At 52.4% G+C, this 17879-nt stretch carries 11 protein-coding genes; all 11 read right to left on the bottom strand.

Annotation, left to right across the window (positions count from 1 at the left end):
- Positions 1–121: 121 nt before the first annotated feature.
- The 11 genes from BMY09_RS01020 to glyA all read right to left on the bottom strand — a co-directional run bounded on the left by BMY09_RS01020 (position 122) and on the right by glyA (position 17861).
- A complete protein-coding gene (locus BMY09_RS01020) occupies positions 122–5209 on the bottom strand; it encodes a diguanylate cyclase (RefSeq protein WP_091352763.1) in 5088 nt (1695 codons plus the stop codon).
- Between the two features lie 21 nt (positions 5210–5230).
- A complete protein-coding gene (locus BMY09_RS01015; RefSeq protein ID WP_091352760.1) occupies positions 5231–5947 on the bottom strand; it encodes an MBL fold metallo-hydrolase in 717 nt (238 codons plus the stop codon).
- Between the two features lie 4 nt (positions 5948–5951).
- Complete coding sequence (locus BMY09_RS01010; protein ID WP_091352757.1) at positions 5952–6797, bottom strand: gamma-glutamylcyclotransferase family protein; 846 nt, start codon at positions 6795–6797, stop codon at positions 5952–5954.
- A gap of 421 nt (positions 6798–7218) precedes the next feature.
- Positions 7219–8349: a choline metabolism transcriptional regulator GbdR gene (gene gbdR / locus BMY09_RS01005; RefSeq protein ID WP_091352754.1), complete on the bottom strand. Its 1131-nt coding sequence runs from the start codon at positions 8347–8349 to the stop codon at positions 7219–7221.
- A gap of 230 nt (positions 8350–8579) precedes the next feature.
- Positions 8580–9959 carry an L-serine ammonia-lyase gene (locus tag BMY09_RS01000; RefSeq protein ID WP_091352752.1) on the bottom strand — a complete coding sequence of 460 codons (1380 nt, stop codon included), beginning with the start codon at positions 9957–9959 and terminating at the stop codon, positions 8580–8582.
- A 282-nt stretch (positions 9960–10241) separates the two neighbouring features.
- Positions 10242–11114, bottom strand: a complete 873-nt coding sequence (gene purU, locus BMY09_RS00995; RefSeq protein ID WP_091352748.1) for a formyltetrahydrofolate deformylase — start codon at positions 11112–11114, stop codon at positions 10242–10244.
- A 114-nt stretch (positions 11115–11228) separates the two neighbouring features.
- Complete coding sequence (locus BMY09_RS00990) at positions 11229–11900, bottom strand: sarcosine oxidase subunit gamma (RefSeq protein ID WP_091352744.1); 672 nt, start codon at positions 11898–11900, stop codon at positions 11229–11231.
- Positions 11893–14910, bottom strand: a complete 3018-nt coding sequence (locus BMY09_RS00985) for a sarcosine oxidase subunit alpha family protein (protein WP_091352741.1) — start codon at positions 14908–14910, stop codon at positions 11893–11895. Before BMY09_RS00985 ends, BMY09_RS00990 begins: the two co-directional genes overlap by 8 nt.
- Positions 14911–14923: 13 nt before the next feature.
- On the bottom strand, positions 14924–15208 hold the full coding sequence (locus BMY09_RS00980; protein ID WP_091352739.1) for a sarcosine oxidase subunit delta: 285 nt from the start codon (positions 15206–15208) through the stop codon (positions 14924–14926).
- Between the two features lie 15 nt (positions 15209–15223).
- On the bottom strand, positions 15224–16477 hold the full coding sequence (locus BMY09_RS00975) for a sarcosine oxidase subunit beta family protein (RefSeq protein ID WP_091353855.1): 1254 nt from the start codon (positions 16475–16477) through the stop codon (positions 15224–15226).
- Positions 16478–16598: 121 nt separating this feature from the next.
- Positions 16599–17861 carry a serine hydroxymethyltransferase gene (gene glyA, locus BMY09_RS00970; RefSeq protein ID WP_091353853.1) on the bottom strand — a complete coding sequence of 421 codons (1263 nt, stop codon included), beginning with the start codon at positions 17859–17861 and terminating at the stop codon, positions 16599–16601.
- Positions 17862–17879: the final 18 nt, after the last annotated feature.

The raw sequence follows: 17879 nt of genomic DNA, 5'->3' as shown, positions 1-17879 counted from the left end.
TTCTCCCCCCTGATACCCGCGAACCTTTGCTTCAAACAGGAAGATTTAACCGGATCTGATAATGCAGGACTCCTTTTAAGGGGGAGTCTAAGGGCGATTCGCGCGTCAGGACAGTCTGGGGCTAGTTCATAGTCAGATATTCAGCGGCGGCATGCACCTGATTACGTCCCATTCGCTTGGCGCGATACAGAGCAATATCCGCTTCACGCAGCAGCGGTTCAGTACCATCCATCGCTTCCGGCACAATCGTTGCAGTTCCAACACTTACGGTAACCACGGTGCCGGCAGAGGAATGCTCATGTACAATCGCCATATCCTGCACCGCCTGGCGGACAGTTTCGCCGACTGTAGCCGCACCTTCAGCATCGGTATCCGGCAGTATAATCATAAACTCTTCTCCCCCGTATCGGGCAATCAGATCGGCCGGACGAAATAACGTTTCCCTCACCTTTGCAGCCACCGCAATCAGACAATCATCACCCGCCTGATGGCCATAGCTATCGTTAAATGCCTTGAAGTGGTCAACGTCCAGCATAATCACCGACAGCGGTTTCTTTTCCCGCCGCAGTCGTCGCCAGACTTCAAGCAGATAGGCATCCCCTCGGCGACGGTTAGCAACCCCCGTCAGGCCATCACAATCCGCAAGCCCCCGTAGTTCAAGATTGAGTTGCTCCAGGCTGGCGGTCCGCTCAATGACCTTCTCCTCCAGTGTCCGGGAGTATTCCTGAATCTGCTCGTACAGACGCGCGTTCTCGATGGCAACCGATGCCTGAGCCGCCAAAAGGCGAATAACTTCCACTCTCCCCGAGGTAAATACACCACTGGCAAGGTTATTCTCTATATATAAAACGCCAGCGAAACGCTCACGCAGGAGGGGCACACAGAGTACAGAGGCAGGCTGAACCTCAAGAACATAGGGGTCCTGTACAAAGGCGCCCTCTGAGGCAGCATCCCGGAGCACCACAGCCTCACCGCTGTGCAGCACTTCACTGATCAGCGTCACCGGCAGGAAAACCGGCGCTCCCTGAGAGCTCTGCACCAGCGAACGCCCCGGCAGATCATCTGCTGATAAGCCGGATTCGGGGAAAGTACCCGCCTCGACAACCAGCCCTGCTTCGCGTTTAACCACTAAGCAACCCCATTGTCCTCCGGCATTTTCCAGCAGAATCGTCATGGTTTTTTTCAACAGCCGGTCGAGGATGATCTCTTCTGAAATCGCCCGGGAGGCTTTCATCACCGAGGCGAGATCCAGATCACCAACCGCATCAGTACCATAGGGCGTACCCGCCAGCGGCGATAGCTCACGCAATACCGCAAACTCCTGTTCCAGCAGAGCCACTTTACGATGGGCGCCCCAGCGATCATATATCCGGTGTGCCGCGCGCAGATAGCCTTCCGCTGAGCGTCGCCGACCGATAGTCAGAAGATGACGCGCAGCCCGCTCACAGGCGGTGGCTTCATCCCGTAGAAAACCACTCTCACGCGCTGCGTCGATGGCGATATCGTAACCCTCCAGAGCGGCCTCATGCTGACCGTCCAGCCGTTGCAATTCTGCGTCCATCAGCAGCTGCAGATGACGAAAGTTAGTCTCGCAACTGTCGGCCCAGCGTTTCATGCGCGCCAGGTCTCGCTCAAGCCGGGCACGGGTTTCTGCCTGCTGTTCCACCTCCATATCGGGATACAGCGTTGACAGTGTCAGAAACGAAGTGATGTAAAAACGCACCAGTTGAGGCAGTGACATCGCCGACTTTATCAACACATCCTGAGCCCTGACATGCTCAAGGGCACGCTCATATGCACCGTAAAGAAAGCAGATCTCTGCACTGTAAATATGGTAGTTGGCAATTCCGGTCATGAACTGACGCTGACGCATCCCCTCCAGGCAGAGCGCTTCGTCAAACTGATCATCACTTAACGAACAGGGAGCATCCGTCAGTCCCAATAGATTACGTTGTAACTGTAAGAACAAAGTGCCGGAATCCAGCGAATCCTGATAGGCGCATTCACGCACGATCTCCATATTATCACTGTGCAACCGGTAAGCGGTTTCCAGATCCATAGAGGGATCCCAGATGACACAATCCTGAGCACTGTAGGCAAGATAAAGCAGATCGCCGGACTGATAACCCGCTTCAATCCCCTTTCGAAACAAAGAGGTCAGCCCTGACCAGGGCTTACTCCAGTGATAGACAAACATCGCATAGACATAGATAACCCGCGCCCGCAGCGCCAGATCATCCAGTTTTTCATTAATCGCCAAACCCGCACTGGCATACTGGAACCCCTCTTCGGGCTCATCATATTCACCACACAACAGCATCCCATAGGCGGCATAGGCGAAAGCGGTTTCCGGACAATTACCATGACTCAACGAGAGATTGACCGCTTTTGTCACCAGATAGGGAAACAGATTGCCACTGCCCGACAGAAATGCCGCAGCAAAGGTCTCCATCAGCAGTCTCATAGCGGTGAGCGTAGCAGGGTTATCAACCGGCTGAGCGTTAACCAGCTCAGCAATAGCCCGGCCACCTAAATTCTCTGTAACCCGTTGCCGTTCCCGGGCGACATCCTCCACTCCGGGATGTTGAATGAACTCAACACCCAGAATAGCCAACCCCTGAATGGCTGAAAGAATGGAGTCTTCCATCCGCCCGAGGGTTGCATATTGCCGGGTGCGGATCGCAAGAATATGACTGCGTTCCAGATCGGATTGAGCGTTTTCCAGCATCACTTCAATCCATTCATCTGCCTCTTCAACCCGCCCGGTCAGATAAGCACATTGCTGGGTTTCCTCTGCCAATGCCTGCATCAGTGATGGCACACTCTGCCAGGGGTCGGCAGGTAAAAATTCGGCACTGATCTGAAGATATCCGAGCGCCACCTCATAGGCAGACGCCTGTTTGGCACGAATGCCTGCGCGCAGATTAAGCTCAGCCAGCGACCGCTGTTCATCAGCAGAGGTTATCAACTGCCGGCCTTCATTGAGATGCGCAACAATATCGATCAGTCTGTCATCGGGCACCTGGTTATCGGCATGCTGTAACATCAAACGCCCTACCGAAAGATGAACAACCGGCCGCAACGACAAGTCGATTAATGCATATGCAGCCTGCTGCACACGGTCATGCTGGAACCGATAAACGGGATTAACAGTCACCGGGGCCTCAGAGTCAGTTGCCGAAACATCCCCCACAAGACGGTAATCACTGTTGAGCGGCTGCACAGTATGTTGTTTGAGTGCCGGCAACAGCGCCATAGCCGTTGCATCAACTGAAGCTTCATAAATGGCTGCAAGGGTCAGCAGGTCAAACGTCCCGCCAATACAGGCCGCTAACTGGAGGACCTGCTGCGTCTGCGGTGTAAAGCGTCGCAGATTGTCCACCATAAACTCGACCACATCGTTACTCACACCAGACCAGCGAGCTGCATCTAAATCCCAGCTCCACCGTCCGCTAATCTGATCGGCGACGATAGCGCCCTCTTTATGCAACTGACGCAACAGTTCAGTGGTAAAAAAGGGATTTCCCTGAGCCTTATCATAGAGCATGTCACTCAGTGGTCGGGTTTGTTCCACATTGCTGCACAACGCATCAGAGACCATATGTCTTACAGAGTTGCGATCCAGCTGGCCGAGATGAAGCTGATGGATATTCTCCCGGCCACCCAGATCCTCAAGCAATAGTCGCAAAGGATGACTCACACCAACTTCGTGATCCCGATAAGCCCCAATCAGCAATAAGTGACTCAGCTCTCTGGAGGTCACCAGACGGCGCATGAGTTCTAAGGTAGGTACGTCACTCCATTGCAGGTCATCGAGAAATAACACCACCGGGTGCCCATCGCTGGCGAACACCCGGAGAAATGCGATCAACGCCCTTTGCAAACGGTTGCGCGCCTCGGCGGGAGGAAGCTCGGCCACCGCCGGTTGTGGCCCGACAATCAGTTCCAGCTCAGGTACCAGATCAATCACTAACGCTGCGTGTGAAGCCAGAGCAGCCAGTAAATCTTCCCGCCACCGGGCAAGTTTTTCCTCGGGCTCTGTCAGGATCTGCTGCACCAGACCACGGAATGTGGCGGCAAGCGCCGTATAAGCTTCACCATGTTGAAACTGTTCAAACTTACCCTGAACAAAGAAACCCCGTTCACGCACAAGTGGCTGATCAATCTCATTCACCAATGACGATTTACCAACACCGGAATACCCTTTAACCAGGCAGAAGACATTCCCTCCAGTGACAACGGTTTCAAACAGATCGAATAGTTGCCCTAATTCTGCTTCACGGCCATAGAGTTTTTGCGGCACCAGAAACTTCTGTACAACCTCTTTTTGCCCCAGCTCAAAGGGGTCGATCAACTGCCCTGCAGCCAGTCGATCAGCGCAATAACTCAGATCATAAATCAGTCCCCCGGCACTCTGATAACGCGCCTCGGGACTTTTGGATAACAGTTTCAGGATGATGGCTGAGACAGCCTCAGGCACCTCAGGATCTATTTCGTGAGGTGCCGGGGGGATTTGGCTGATATGACTGTGCACCCACTCCAGTACGTTATCAGCCTGAAAGGGTTGCTGTCCGGTAAGCAGCTCAAACAGCAGCACCCCCAGAGAGTAATAATCGGAACGGTAATCCAGGTCGCGATTCATGCGCCCGGTCTGTTCCGGAGAGATATAGGGTAACGGCCCCTCTAACTGACGCGACATTTGCAAAGCCTGTCGCTCCTGATCCAGCTCAGAAGCGATACCGAAGCCAGCCAGCCCTGTCGCTCCGTTGAGCGGATTAAACAACACGTTCCCAGGCGTCAACGCTTTATGAACAATATCCCGGCTATGAATACCACCGAGAGTGTGAGCAAGACTCAGAGCGATTTCGAGACATTCGGCCAGCGGCAAACCACCGCCCCCCCTGAGGGCAAGGTGAGATCTGAGAGACTGCTCAAACGGTTCGCACACAAGCGCCAGATTGCCACTGCCATGGGAGATCACGGCATACACTTTACGCACACCAGCAACATCAGCTAATCGTTGCGCGATCTCACCTTCACGACGAATTTCAGCCACCTGCTGACGATCTGGAAACTCCGCATCCAGAGTCTCAACGGCCACCACCGCGCCATCCACCGCACTACGTGCGCGATAAACAACACGCCCATCCGCACGGCATATTATCGCCTCAGGCTGATAGCCAGGCAGTTGTGGCAACGGCTCCTTCACACAGATTCTCCTAACCGCCGGTCAGACACCGAAGATACGCTGGAAGGTGGCGTGATAATCCTCATAAGCGGTCTCACGCAGTGGATCGCCATGACCACACAGAGCATGCCTGAATGGCAATGTTTTCAGGCGTGCAAAATCATCTCCCTCAGGTGCAGCAGCCTGAAGCCAAACCGGGCCCAGATTAGCAGGGGTAAAGAACTCCATCGTCTGCATCAGCTCCCGTGAAGCATCAGAAAAATACTCATCCGGCGCCAGCCAGTTTTGTAATGCATCACAGGCAATCAGAATCCCACCTGCGCGATCAATACGCAGTATCGCTTCCGGTATCTGAGTAGTCCGGAACAGGAACAGAGAGGCATCCGAAATTGGTAACGTACCATCCTCTGTCAGTGTATGTGTCGCTTGCAAGCCATCTGCCTGCTCAACCCCGGGCAGTGTCCAGTAATCAGCATGATAGCGGTCAACATAGAACTGATCATCCCGGCCATGCAAGCAGCCCAGCCTGACCACATCAGTAACACGCCCCAGCTGATCAAGCTCAGCGAGGCTCTCATCGCTCAGACGAACACTGTTAATGATGATCAGGCGGTCGCCATCACGCACCACGGTCATATTGCGGCTGAATTGCCAATCCATCCCCTGAAGAACGGTTTCCATCGCGCCGCGGACGAAAAAGATATCCGGAAATACCTCTTCAATGGCGCCATGTGCAAGTACCTCTGGAAACTGATTCATTACTCTATTCCTTACTCAGTATTGTCGTTGGTGTTGTCGTTTGAGCTGTCGCAGGGTTTGAGCCGTAGTCGAAACGACCGACGTAACGGTACTCTCGGGCATACTCATTGAGATAGCTGTTAAGGTAGCGCCATTGGGCATCACTGATACGCCCCTGACGGATATCTTCCAGCGACTCATTACCGTCACTGCTATCCAGTCGTTTAATGTGGTACAGAGTCATATCCCTTCCACCAAAAAAAACCTTCAGGTAATCATGTAACGGCCGGGCTTCAGACATATCAAAAACAGCCCCGTACAGTGCGGTATACAACGGCTGATTCGCCAGTGTCGTCGCGTTGAATCGGGGGTAGTCGCCTGCCGGCGGTTTGAACCGCGGGTATTCATCTGGCTGATGAACCGGGTGCTCTGTCAGGTAAGATACAAATTCTGATGCTAACCCAGCGGATCGAGCCCCTTCGATCAACAGGTTAAGATAGCGTTGGGTTGGCAGGCAGGCATCATTGATAAACTCTGGCATCCCGACATAGGCGAAAGCTGATGCCTGAGTACCACCATCATCCTCTACCTCAACAGTGATACGGTCATAACCATGGCCGTAAGCTTCCATGGCATCCAGCGAGGTAAGCGCCTCGTCCGGGCAGTCATACAGTACACCCAACACCCTGTCATCCGGATTGCCGGAACGTTCGATGTTGCCAACCCCCCCTTCATGACGAAAGAAATGTTGTACATTAAAACGCAGTCGCCAACCCCGTAAAACCGCTCGTCTGGATGCCAAAGGCTCAACACCCTTCGCCCGCAACGAAGTCATGTTCATGTTGGATCCAAAACCAAAATAGCGAAACATCTATATTACCATCCACGATGAATCGAAAATATTACCCGCCGAAGCTGTTTTAATAACACCTTAAACGCCTAACAATACAGGGTTAAAGGTCGAAATCAATAGGTTACAACTCTGGCACTTCAGGCCTGGCGAACGAACGTGGACATTTCTTCCCTTTACCTGCATCGCTACTGCGTTTTATCGCAGTTCGGGATTAAACCACACTTAATCAGACGCTCAGTGTCTTATAACACAGACAGAACATTAATGGGGAAATTCTGTAGCCGGGCATGAGGGGGAATAATCGGGTTTTCGCTATTGCTTGCAGCGTCAAAGACAGGGCTGAAATCAGAGCATTCCCTGCAATCGCCAGTTGCATCTGAAATACCCATCGGGTATCTGGCAATACCGGTTGAAGCCTGGAAAATCGGCAGCCTGCGCCCTATTTATCCCGCTTTCCTTTCAGATGAACCGAACCAAAAGTTGACTCCGTTTTCGCTTCGGAAAGGGTATCTCTGGAAACAAACTCTTTTGCCTCAGATGGTAACCTGGTGAACTGAGCAGACTTGATAGCGGCCGCCTCGAACAGCTCTTCATCATCCCCCTGAACCGCCAGGGTACGCTCATCCCGGGGCGGAATCCCCATCTGTTCGCGATAACACTTACTAAAATGGGGACTAGAGACAAATCCACAGGCCGCAGCGATATCAATAATCGACATCGAGGTCTGTTTGAGCAACTGCCGTGCTCTGAGCAAACGCAGACGCAGGTAATAACGGGAAGGAGAACAGTCGAGATATTTCTGGAACAGTCGCTCCATCTGGCGACGGGACAGGTTGACATAATGCGCCAACTCATCCATCTCGATCACCTCTTCAATATTGGCCTCCATCAGCGCCACTATTTCCAGTAATTTTGGCTGGGTTGTCCCCAACACATGGCGCAACGGAATCTTCTGCTGATCACTTTCATCACGAATGCGATCACAGATAAACATCTCTGATATCGCCGTTGAGAGCTGATAACCATGCTCCAGCTTAATCATATTGAGCATCATATCCAGAGGCACGGTGCCACCGGTGCAGGTCATTCGATTGCGATCAAAACTGAACAGCCGGCTGGAACACTTCACACGTGGAAATGCTTCTTGAAGCGCAGCGAGATACTCCCAGTGGGTACTGCACTCATACCCATCCAGCAGGCCTGCTGCGGCTAACAGGTATGCGCCGGTGCAGATCGCCCCGATTTTACACCCTTTGCGCTCTCTTTCCTGCAACCAGTTGATATGGATACGGTTGTAAACTTTAGTGACATTCAGACCACCGGCAACGATCACGGTATCCAGCCCGGGACAGTTATCAAAACCGGCATCAGGAGTGATGGTAATCCCGTCGCTGGCACTCACGGGCTGACCATCGATAGTGATTGTGTACCAGACGTACAGCTCTTCACCACTAAGCTGATTGGCCATCCGCAGGGCTTCAACCGCCGCTGCCAGAGAGATCATAGTGAAATTATTTAACAGCAGGAATCCAATGCTTCGCGGACGCCCACCGTTAATCTCATTCGTCATAAGCAAACCTGTAATCACGCAGCATTCCTTACGGAACTGCATAGGGAGTGTTAGTTAGTCTCTAGAATCTGATTTCTTCAATCTGATCTCTTGAATCCGACTATACCTCAATCGGCCCGCCAGGGATTCAAAAACGCCATTTTAGTGATAAATGGCGTATATCTGAACCCTGTCTTTCAAAAAAACAGACGTGTAATAAAGAGATTATAGTGCATTAACTATCAATACCCTTAACACTCGATTGCGTTTACCGCCAAACCGCCGCGGGAGGTTTCCTTATATTTATCCTGCATATCCATACCGGTGTCGCGCATGGTTCTGATCACTTTGTCCAGCGAGATAAAGTGTTTACCATCGCCGCGCAGCGCCATCTGAGTGGCATTGATCGCTTTCATGGCACCAATAGCGTTGCGTTCAATACAGGGCACCTGCACCAGTCCACCCACCGGGTCACAGGTCAGACCCAGATTGTGTTCCAGACCGATCTCTGCAGCATTTTCTACCTGTTCAGGGGTGCCCCCCAATACTTCACAAAGACCTGCCGCCGCCATGGCACAGGCAGAGCCGACCTCTCCCTGACAGCCCACTTCTGCGCCGGAAATTGAAGCGTTTTTCTTACACAGGGCGCCAATTGCCGCCGCCGCCAGCAGGAAATCGACAACGTTTTCCTCGGTCGCATTCGGGGTGAACTCGGTGTAATACATCAATACCGCGGGAATAATACCTGCCGCGCCGTTAGTCGGTGCCGTAACCATCCGCCCACCGGCAGCATTTTCTTCATTCACAGCCAGTGCATACAGGTTCACCCAATCCATCGCTCCCAGTGTGGAGGAGATAATATTGGGTTTAGTCGAACGGATCAGCGACTTGTGCAGCCCCATCGCCCGCCGTTTGACGTGCAAGCCCCCAGGCAGTATCCCTTCACTATGAAGACCGTTAGCGATGCACTCTTTCATCGCCGCCCAGATATCCATCAGTCCATCGCGAACCTCTTTCTCGCTGCGCCAGACCTTTTCGTTTTCCATCATCAACTGACTGACAGTGAACTTGTTCTCCTGACACAACGTCAGCAGTTCGACGGCATTATTAAACTCATAGGGCAGCTCAACCTGGGGGACCACATGAGCATCTGCAGTTGCTTCACTTTCATCGATGACAAACCCACCACCGATGGAATAATACACATTGTCATACAGCAGATTATCATCGGCGTCGAATGCACTCAGACGCATTGCGTTCGGATGGTAGGGAAGGTTCTCCTCCAGCAGATTCATATCCCGCTGCCAGATAAAGCTGATCGGGAACTGCCCCAACAGATTGAGGGTGTTGCTCTCTTTTACTGCGGCAACCGCAGGCAGAATCATCTGTGGGTCAATGCTATGGGGTCTCTCCCCCATCAGGCCGACAATAACTGAGTTATCTGTTCCGTGTCCCACGCCTGTGGCGCTCAGAGAGCCATACAGATCAACCCGGATCTGCACAACCGCCTGAGCCAGATTATGCTGTGCCAGATGGTCAGCAAAATTTGCTGCTGCAACCATCGGACCAACGGTATGGGAACTGGACGGACCGACGCCTATTTTAAAAAGATCAAAAACAGAGATAGACATAGAGTCTCCACCGCGCATTCTGAGCGCAGAAATTGATAGTAAAAGTCGATTATCAGCTTATATAAGTGTAGTTGTATGTCAGTTAACGACCTGAAATTTTCTTAAAACGATTAATATCGTTTTTGCAGGCTTATCGACTGAAAAAAGTAAGAAAAAGAGGCCAGTCAGGATGAGCCACACACTACATACCTCTCTGGAAGAGATAATCCTAACTGCCCTCGAAAAAGATACGCAACACAACAATTTGTGCTGCGTAAATCAGCGATAGAAAGGGGAACTTTATCAGCTGGAAAACACAATGGTACGTCCGCCATTGAGAAATACCCGCTTCTCAATGTGATAACGGATCGCGTTAAACAGGGTGACCCGCTCAACATCCTGCCCTTTGGAGATCAGATCCTCTGGATAAAATGCATGATCGACGGTCTGGATCCCCTGGGTAATAATCGGACCTTCGTCCAGATCATTATTGACGTAGTGAGCAGTGGCACCAACCATCTTAACCCCTTTCTCCCAGGCCTGATGATAAGGTCTCGCACCCTTAAAGCCCGGCAACAGGGAATGGTGAATATTGATCGCTTTACCATTCAACTGATCGCACATCCACGGGGACAGAACCTGCATGTAACGAGCCAGCACAACCAACTCGATATCGTACTGTTCCAGCAGCTTAACGATCTCTGCTTCCTGGTAGGGTTTGGTCTCCGGGGAGATCGGCAGATGGTGGTAAGGGATACCATGCCACTCAGCCAGATGCTCCAGATCAGGATGATTGGAGATAATCACCGGTACTTCAATATTCAACTGACCGGTGCGATAGCGGTACAGCAGATCGTTGAGACAGTGATCGTACTTAGACACCAGAATCGCCACGCGGGGACGGTGATCCGGCTTAGTCAGATCCCACTCCATGCCAAACTCTGCAGCTCTGGGCGCAAACTCGGCGTTAAATTTTTCCTCGCTAAACCCGTCCTTGATTGGCTGAAACTCAATACGGATAAAAAAGCGTTTAGAGACCCGATCATCAAATGAGTGGATCTCATCCACATAGTTACCCGCTTCAGCCATATAGCGGGTGACCACATCAACGGTACCCAGCATGCTTGGACAGCTGGCAGTAAAGATCCAGTGCTTTGGTTTTGTTGTATCTGTCATTTGAGGACTCCTGCTCTTATCTGCTGCATTGAATTGCGGCTAGCCGTCACAAACTCAACAGAAGCAAACGGATAAAGCCAGCCCCGGTCAGGGCTGGCATCTGGTTCAGTATAATCAGGCTTCGATCACCAGGCCGTACTCACGGCTGGCATCCTGCAACCAGAGCCAGATATAGTCCGCAAACGAACGACGGATAACCAACTCATAGCGCTGCTCACCAGAGCGGCGAATGACCGCCCCGCTCTTAGCAAACAAAGTCGAAACCACTTTCCCAACCGGGAACGCCTTAGGATGCAGATCCACCGGCGTAGACTTTTTCAGCACTTCAAGCACATTTGCACCGGACAGTTCCAGAACGGTCGATCCACCACTACTGTTTACCAGTGAATAGTGGCCCGGCATCTCGTCGCGGAACTTCGTTTCAATATCAAAGGTTTCCATCCCTGGCACCAGAATCAACCACTCATCCGGTGACATCCAGCGAATGGAGTAAGCACCGTTCTCAGCAGAAGTCAGAGGCTGAAGCGGCAAGGCAACACCCAATACACGCTCAACGGCTGCCAGTTGCTCGGCATTTTCTGCATTACAACGCAGGGTCAGATGGCCCAGCAGCTTTAGTTCACGCAGATGTACGCCACCAGTTTTAGGGCCTTTCTGTGCCAGGCTTTCCAGGTCCGCATGGTGCAGCGGAGACTGGCCCTGAATCTCAGGGCCGGGAACCTGATTCATTACTGCCGCTTTAGTGGCTGCGCTCTCTTCAGGAGTCATTACATTCAGATCAGACATTTTGACGCTCCCCTTTCGGATCAAAGAAGATCGGGCTGCAAATTTCAGCTTCAATCACAGTGCCATCAGCCTGTGGGTAGTAAACGGTTTCACCCATCTTATCCAGGCCGCCTTTAATAAAGCCCATCGCAATCGAGTGGCCCAGGTTTTCACTCCAGTAACTGGAGGTCACATGACCTTCTAAAGGCATCGGAACCGGCGCCTTCGGATCAAGTACCGCCTGAGAACCTTCCGGAATCACCTGCTTAGGATCTTTAGTTTTCAGACCGACCATCTGCTTACGGTTTTCACGGGTACAGTCACTCCGGTTCATACCACGCTTACCAATGTAACTGAACGGTTTCTGGTTAGATACACACCAGCCCATACCCAGGTCGTAAGGATGTACCGAACCATCGGTGTCCTGACCGGCGATAATGAAACCTTTTTCAGCCCGCAGAATATGCATGGTTTCAGTACCGTATGGCGTCAGGCCATATTTTTCACCCGCTTCATGCAGTTTTTCCCAGACATGCATACCGTAGTTCGCCTGAACGTTAATCTCAAACGACAGTTCGCCGGTAAAGGAGATACGGAACACCCGGGCAGGTACACCAGCCACAGTGATCTGTTTCCAGTCCATGTATTTAAAGTTTTCGTTGCTGACATCATAATCGGTCAGCTCAGCCAGCAGCTTACGGCTGTTCGGCCCGGTAATCGTCGCTGTCGACCAGTGATCGGTTACCGTATTGAAATACACTTCCAGTTCCGGCCACTCAGTCTGATGGTAGATTTCCAGCCACTCATACACATGTGCTGCACCACCGGTCGTGGTAGTCATGACGAAGTGGTTCTCGCCCAGACAGGCGGTAACACCATCATCAAATACCATGCCGTCTTCGCCACACATCAGACCATAACGACACTTACCTACCGCCAGCTTGGCCCAGGCATTCGTGTAAACCCGGCCCAGGAATTCACGCGCATCTTTACCCTGAATATCGATCTTACCCAGTGTTGATGCATCCAGAATACCGATAGAATTCCGTACCGCCAGACACTCACGATTCAGCGTCTGTTGCATGGTTTCCCCTGCTTTCGGGAAATACCATGGACGTTTCCACTGACCGACATCCTCAAACTCTGCACCGTGCTCAACATGCCACTTGTGCATCGCTGTGAAACGCTTCGGCTCAAACAGAGCACCGCTATGGCTGCCCGCAATAGCACCAAAAGCAATCGGCGTGTAGTTCGGACGGAAAACCGTGGTGCCGGTCTCAGGAATAGACTGGTTCAGCGCTTTCGCTGCCACTGCCATACCATTGATATTACCCAGTTTACCCTGATCAGTACCAAAACCCATCGCGGTATAACGCTTGACGTGCTCAATCGCTTCAAAGCCTTCACGACATGCAATCTCGATACCCGCAGCCGTAACATCGGTCTGATAATCGACAAACTGTTTCGGTGCCTGAGACGTTGGCTTCAGATGCGGAACATGGAACAGGCTCATTGGCGCTGCCACTTTAAGCATCTGCGCTTGCGGCAGAACCACTTCTGCGGCTGCCAGACCCACTTCAACCAACGCTTTCTGACCGGCGTCAAAACCCTCTCGCAGAGCGGCGGCAGTTTCATACTGACCGTTGATACCGCCGGCGGTCAGTTGCTTCTGTACCGTCTCGCCTGGCAGGAAGCCAACGATCTCTTCATTCCATACCGGACGACTACCGGTATGACAGGACAGGTGAATCACCGGACTCCAGCCACCGGAAGAGGCAACCGTATCGGCTTTCAGCTTAGTCACAGAACCGATCACTTTAGAGCCGGACGCACTGATCGCCGCCACAGACACACCCGTGACCCGTTTGCTGCCCTGCACTTCAATCACCGCAGAACCGGAAATAATATTCAGGCCTCGCTTGCGTGCTGCTTCGGTACGGTCACCGACCGCTGCTTCACGGGTATCGACGATAGCCACGACCTTACGACCCGCATCAGCCCAGTCCAGCGCTGCCTGATAACCATAGTCGTTGGTGGTCATTACGACCAGTTCATTACCCGGTACAACACCATAGCGATTGATGTAAGCAGAAACCGCACCAGACACCATACAGCCAGGCACATCGTTATTCGCGTAAACCAGTGGACGTTCATGAGCGCCAGTGGCCAGAACAACCCACTTAGCACGCACCCGATGCATCCGCTGACGCACCTGATTGACCGGCGCAATATCCGCCAGATGATCAGTACAACGCTCATGAATCGTGAGGAAGTTATGATCGTGATAGCCGTTCACGGTTGAACGCGGCAGCATCAGCACATCTTCATAGGTCCCCAGCTCTTCTACGACAGCGCGTACCCACTCAGCAGCAGGCTTGCCATCCAGTGTCTCTTTGCCATTCAGCAGGCTACCACCGAACTCATTCTGCTCGTCGGCAATAATCACACGGGCACCACCACGGGCAGCCGTCAGCGCCGCCGCAAGACCAGCAGGACCCGCACCCACTATCATCACATCACAGTGCTGATTAATGGAGTCATAACGATCCGGGTCACCTTCACGAGGTGCACGTCCGAGACCTGCAGCCTTACGAATCACTGATTCGTAGGTATGCCACATCGACTGTGGAAACATAAAGGTTTTGTAATAGAAACCCGGTGGCATCATATTGCCACCAACTTTACCCATCAGGCCCATGACGTCGGTGTCAACACTTGGCCAGCCATTGGTCGAAGCCGATACCAGGCCATCAAACAACTCTTGCTGAGTGGCACGTACGTTAGGCACCTGAGTCGCTTCAGTCGCGCCCAGCTGCAGCACCGCATTCGGTTCCTCTGCACCACAGGCGACAATCCCCCGCGGACGGCTGTATTTAAAACTTCGGGCAACAACGTTGATGCCGTTTGCCAGCATCGCAGATGCCAGCGTGTCGCCCTGAAAACCTTGATACTGCTTACCGTTATAGGTAAACGTCAGCGGCTTGGAACGGTCAATTCGACCTCCGCTGGTGAGGCGGTTCTGTTGTGTCATTATTCCGCTCCTGTTACTCAGCCACTACAGATGGCTGCTCGCCGATCTTGTAGACTTCTTTAATTTCATAGGTCTGGGTGTCGCGGGTCATATTGAAGAACTTACGACAACCGGCTGCGTGTACCCACAGTTCATGGTGAAGACCACGAGGGTTCTTCCGGAAAAACAGATATTCGCCCCACTCCTGATCGGAGCAGGCTTCCGGGTCTAGTGGACGCGCTATATGCGCCTGACCAGCGCAGTGAAACTCTTCTTCTTCGCGATATTCCGCACAGTGCGGGCAGTAGATATGCAACATGTTAATTAGCCCCTGTTAATGTGCTACACCGGCAGCGCCGTGTTCATCGATCAGTGCACCGGTATGGAAGCGCTGTATAGAGAAAGGCTCCGCAATCGGATGAGGTTTGCCATGTGCCAGCGTATGCGCGAACAGGTTACCGGAGCCCGGAGTCCCCTTAAATCCACCCGTACCCCAGCCACAGTTGAAGAACAGGTTCTTCACCGGCGTATCGGAAATAATCGGACTGGCATCAGGACAGGCGTCGACAATACCACCCCACTGACGGTTCATGCGCACGCGGCTGGTGCACGGGAACATCTCAACAATCGCCTGAAGCGTATGTTCGATAATGCCGTAAGAGCCACGCTGGCCGTAACCAACCCAGCCATCGATACCGGCACCAATCACCAGGTCACCCTTATCTGACTGGCTCATGTAACCGTGCACATGGTTAGACATCACAACCGTATCAAGGAAAGGCTTGATCGGTTCAGATACCAGCGCCTGCAGCGGGTGGGATTCAACCGGCAGTTGGAAACCGGCCATCTTAGCCAGCACACCACTGTTACCGGCCACTACGCAACCCACACGGTCAGCCTTGAGGACACCGTACTGCTTGGTTTTGACACCCGTAATCTTGCCGTCACTGATCTCCATATCAGTTACTTCGCAGTTCTGAATCAGATCGACACCCAGCGCATCGGCTGCACGGGCATATCCCCAGGCCACGGCATCATGACGGGCGTTACCGGCACGACGCTGCACAGACGCTCCCATAATCGGGTAACGGGCACCCTTAGAGCAATCGAGGGAGGGAATCTCTTTCTGCAGCTGTTCGGCATCAACCATTTCGTTGTCAATACCCTGCAACCTGTTGGCGGAAACCAGACGTTCGTTGGCACGCATATCCTGCAATGTGTGACAGGTATGGTATACGCCGCGCTGGGAGAACATAACGTTGTAGTTCAGTTCCTGCGCCAGACCTTCCCACAGTTTCATGGAATGCTCGTACAGAGCAGCGGACTCGTCCCACAGGTAGTTTGAACGCACAATAGTGGTGTTACGAGCAATGTTACCACCAGCCAGATGCCCCTTTTCCAGCACAGCCACGTTGGTGATACCGTGTTCTTTCGCCAGATAGTATGCAGTAGCCAGACCATGACCGCCGCCACCGATGATAATCACATCGTACTTCTTCTTCGGCGTAGGGTTACGCCAGACACGCTGCCAGTTCTCGTGATGACTCAGACTGTGTTTCAACAGTCCGAAACCAGAATATTGCTGCATATCATCAGCTCCAAAAATAGGGGCAACCATCGATAACTGGCTGCCGGGTGTTTAAATAAGTTTTTGCTACACCGACCTGCTTATCTGCAGACCGGTGACGAAACCATCTTTACTATAAGACTCAGCTATAAACCGGGAAGTCAGCACACAGCGCTTTAACCTGCTGCTGCACTTCAACGATCTTCGCTTCCAGCGCTTCTGGCTGATTCAGCACATCCAGCAGATCAGCAATCCAGCCTGCCAGCGTACGACACTGTTCTTCTTTAAAGCCACGGGTAGTCACAACCGGAGAACCGATACGCAGACCAGAAGTAACAAACGGTGACTGAGGGTCGCCCGGTACCGCATTCTTGTTAACCGTGATATTGGCACGACCCAATGCAGCATCTGCATCTTTACCGGTCAGCCCCTGCTTGATCAGGCTCAGCAGGAACAGGTGGTTTTTAGTGCCGCCAGAAACAATCTCGAAGCCACGCTCAACCAGCACTTCAGCCATCGCATTGGCATTTTTTACCACCTGCGCCTGATATTCTTTGAATTCAGGTTCCAGTGCTTCTTTGAAGGCAACCGCTTTAGCGGCGATCACATGCATCAGCGGGCCACCCTGACCACCTGGGAATACAGCAGAGTTAAGCTTCTTCTCCAGCTCGTTATCGCGGGAGATAATCAGACCACCACGGGGACCACGCAGAGTTTTATGGGTAGTGGTAGTGACAACATCAGCGAAAGGCACAGGATTCGGATAAAGACCCGCAGCTACCAGACCAGCAACGTGAGCCATATCCACAAACAGATAAGCACCAACTTTATCAGCGATTTCGCGGAAGCGAGCCCAGTCAACAATCTGAGAGTAAGCAGAGAAACCTGCAACGATCATTTTAGGCTTGTGCTCAACCGCCAGCGCTTCAACCTGATCGTAGTCGATCTCGCCGGTCGCTTCGTTCAGACCGTACTGAACAGCGTTGTAGATCTTCCCGGAAAAGTTCACATGAGAACCGTGGGTCAGGTGACCACCATGGGCCAGACTCATCCCCAGAACGGTATCACCCGGCTCGCACAGCGCCATGTAAACGGCCGCGTTTGCCTGAGAACCAGAGTGTGGCTGCACGTTGGCATAAACAGCACCAAACAGCTCTTTAGCACGATCCAGCGCCAGTTGCTCAACCACATCCACATATTCACAACCGCCGTAGTAACGCTTTTCAGGATAGCCTTCAGCGTACTTATTGGTCAGTACAGATCCTTGCGCCTGCATCACCCGGGGACTGGTATAGTTTTCAGAAGCGATCAGTTCGATATGCTCTTCCTGACGCACCTCCTCTTTGCAGATCGCATTCCACAATACATCATCATATCCCTGGATCAGGTCTTGTTTCTTAAACATCTGTACCTCCGCACCAAA

Origin of the sequence: Amphritea atlantica (assembly GCF_900111095.1) — a bacterium.
Taxonomy (GTDB): domain Bacteria; phylum Pseudomonadota; class Gammaproteobacteria; order Pseudomonadales; family Balneatricaceae; genus Amphritea; species Amphritea atlantica.
This window is presented reverse-complemented; position numbering and strand designations above follow the sequence as displayed.

What these genes read in the sequence shown, in the direction of transcription:
- BMY09_RS01000 (WP_091352752.1), bottom strand. Translation starts at nt 9,959, where the DNA reads ATGTCTATCTCTGTTTTTGATCTTTTTAAAATAGGCGTCGGTCCGTCC.
- BMY09_RS01015 (WP_091352760.1), bottom strand. Translation starts at nt 5,947, where the DNA reads ATGAATCAGTTTCCAGAGGTACTTGCACATGGCGCCATTGAAGAGGTA.
- purU (WP_091352748.1), bottom strand. Translation starts at nt 11,114, where the DNA reads ATGACAGATACAACAAAACCAAAGCACTGGATCTTTACTGCCAGCTGT.
- BMY09_RS00985 (WP_091352741.1), bottom strand. Translation starts at nt 14,910, where the DNA reads ATGACACAACAGAACCGCCTCACCAGCGGAGGTCGAATTGACCGTTCC.
- BMY09_RS01010 (WP_091352757.1), bottom strand. Translation starts at nt 6,797, where the DNA reads ATGTTTCGCTATTTTGGTTTTGGATCCAACATGAACATGACTTCGTTG.
- BMY09_RS00980 (WP_091352739.1), bottom strand. Translation starts at nt 15,208, where the DNA reads ATGTTGCATATCTACTGCCCGCACTGTGCGGAATATCGCGAAGAAGAA.
- BMY09_RS00990 (WP_091352744.1), bottom strand. Translation starts at nt 11,900, where the DNA reads ATGTCTGATCTGAATGTAATGACTCCTGAAGAGAGCGCAGCCACTAAA.
- glyA (WP_091353853.1), bottom strand. Translation starts at nt 17,861, where the DNA reads ATGTTTAAGAAACAAGACCTGATCCAGGGATATGATGATGTATTGTGG.
- BMY09_RS00975 (WP_091353855.1), bottom strand. Translation starts at nt 16,477, where the DNA reads ATGCAGCAATATTCTGGTTTCGGACTGTTGAAACACAGTCTGAGTCAT.
- gbdR (WP_091352754.1), bottom strand. Translation starts at nt 8,349, where the DNA reads ATGACGAATGAGATTAACGGTGGGCGTCCGCGAAGCATTGGATTCCTG.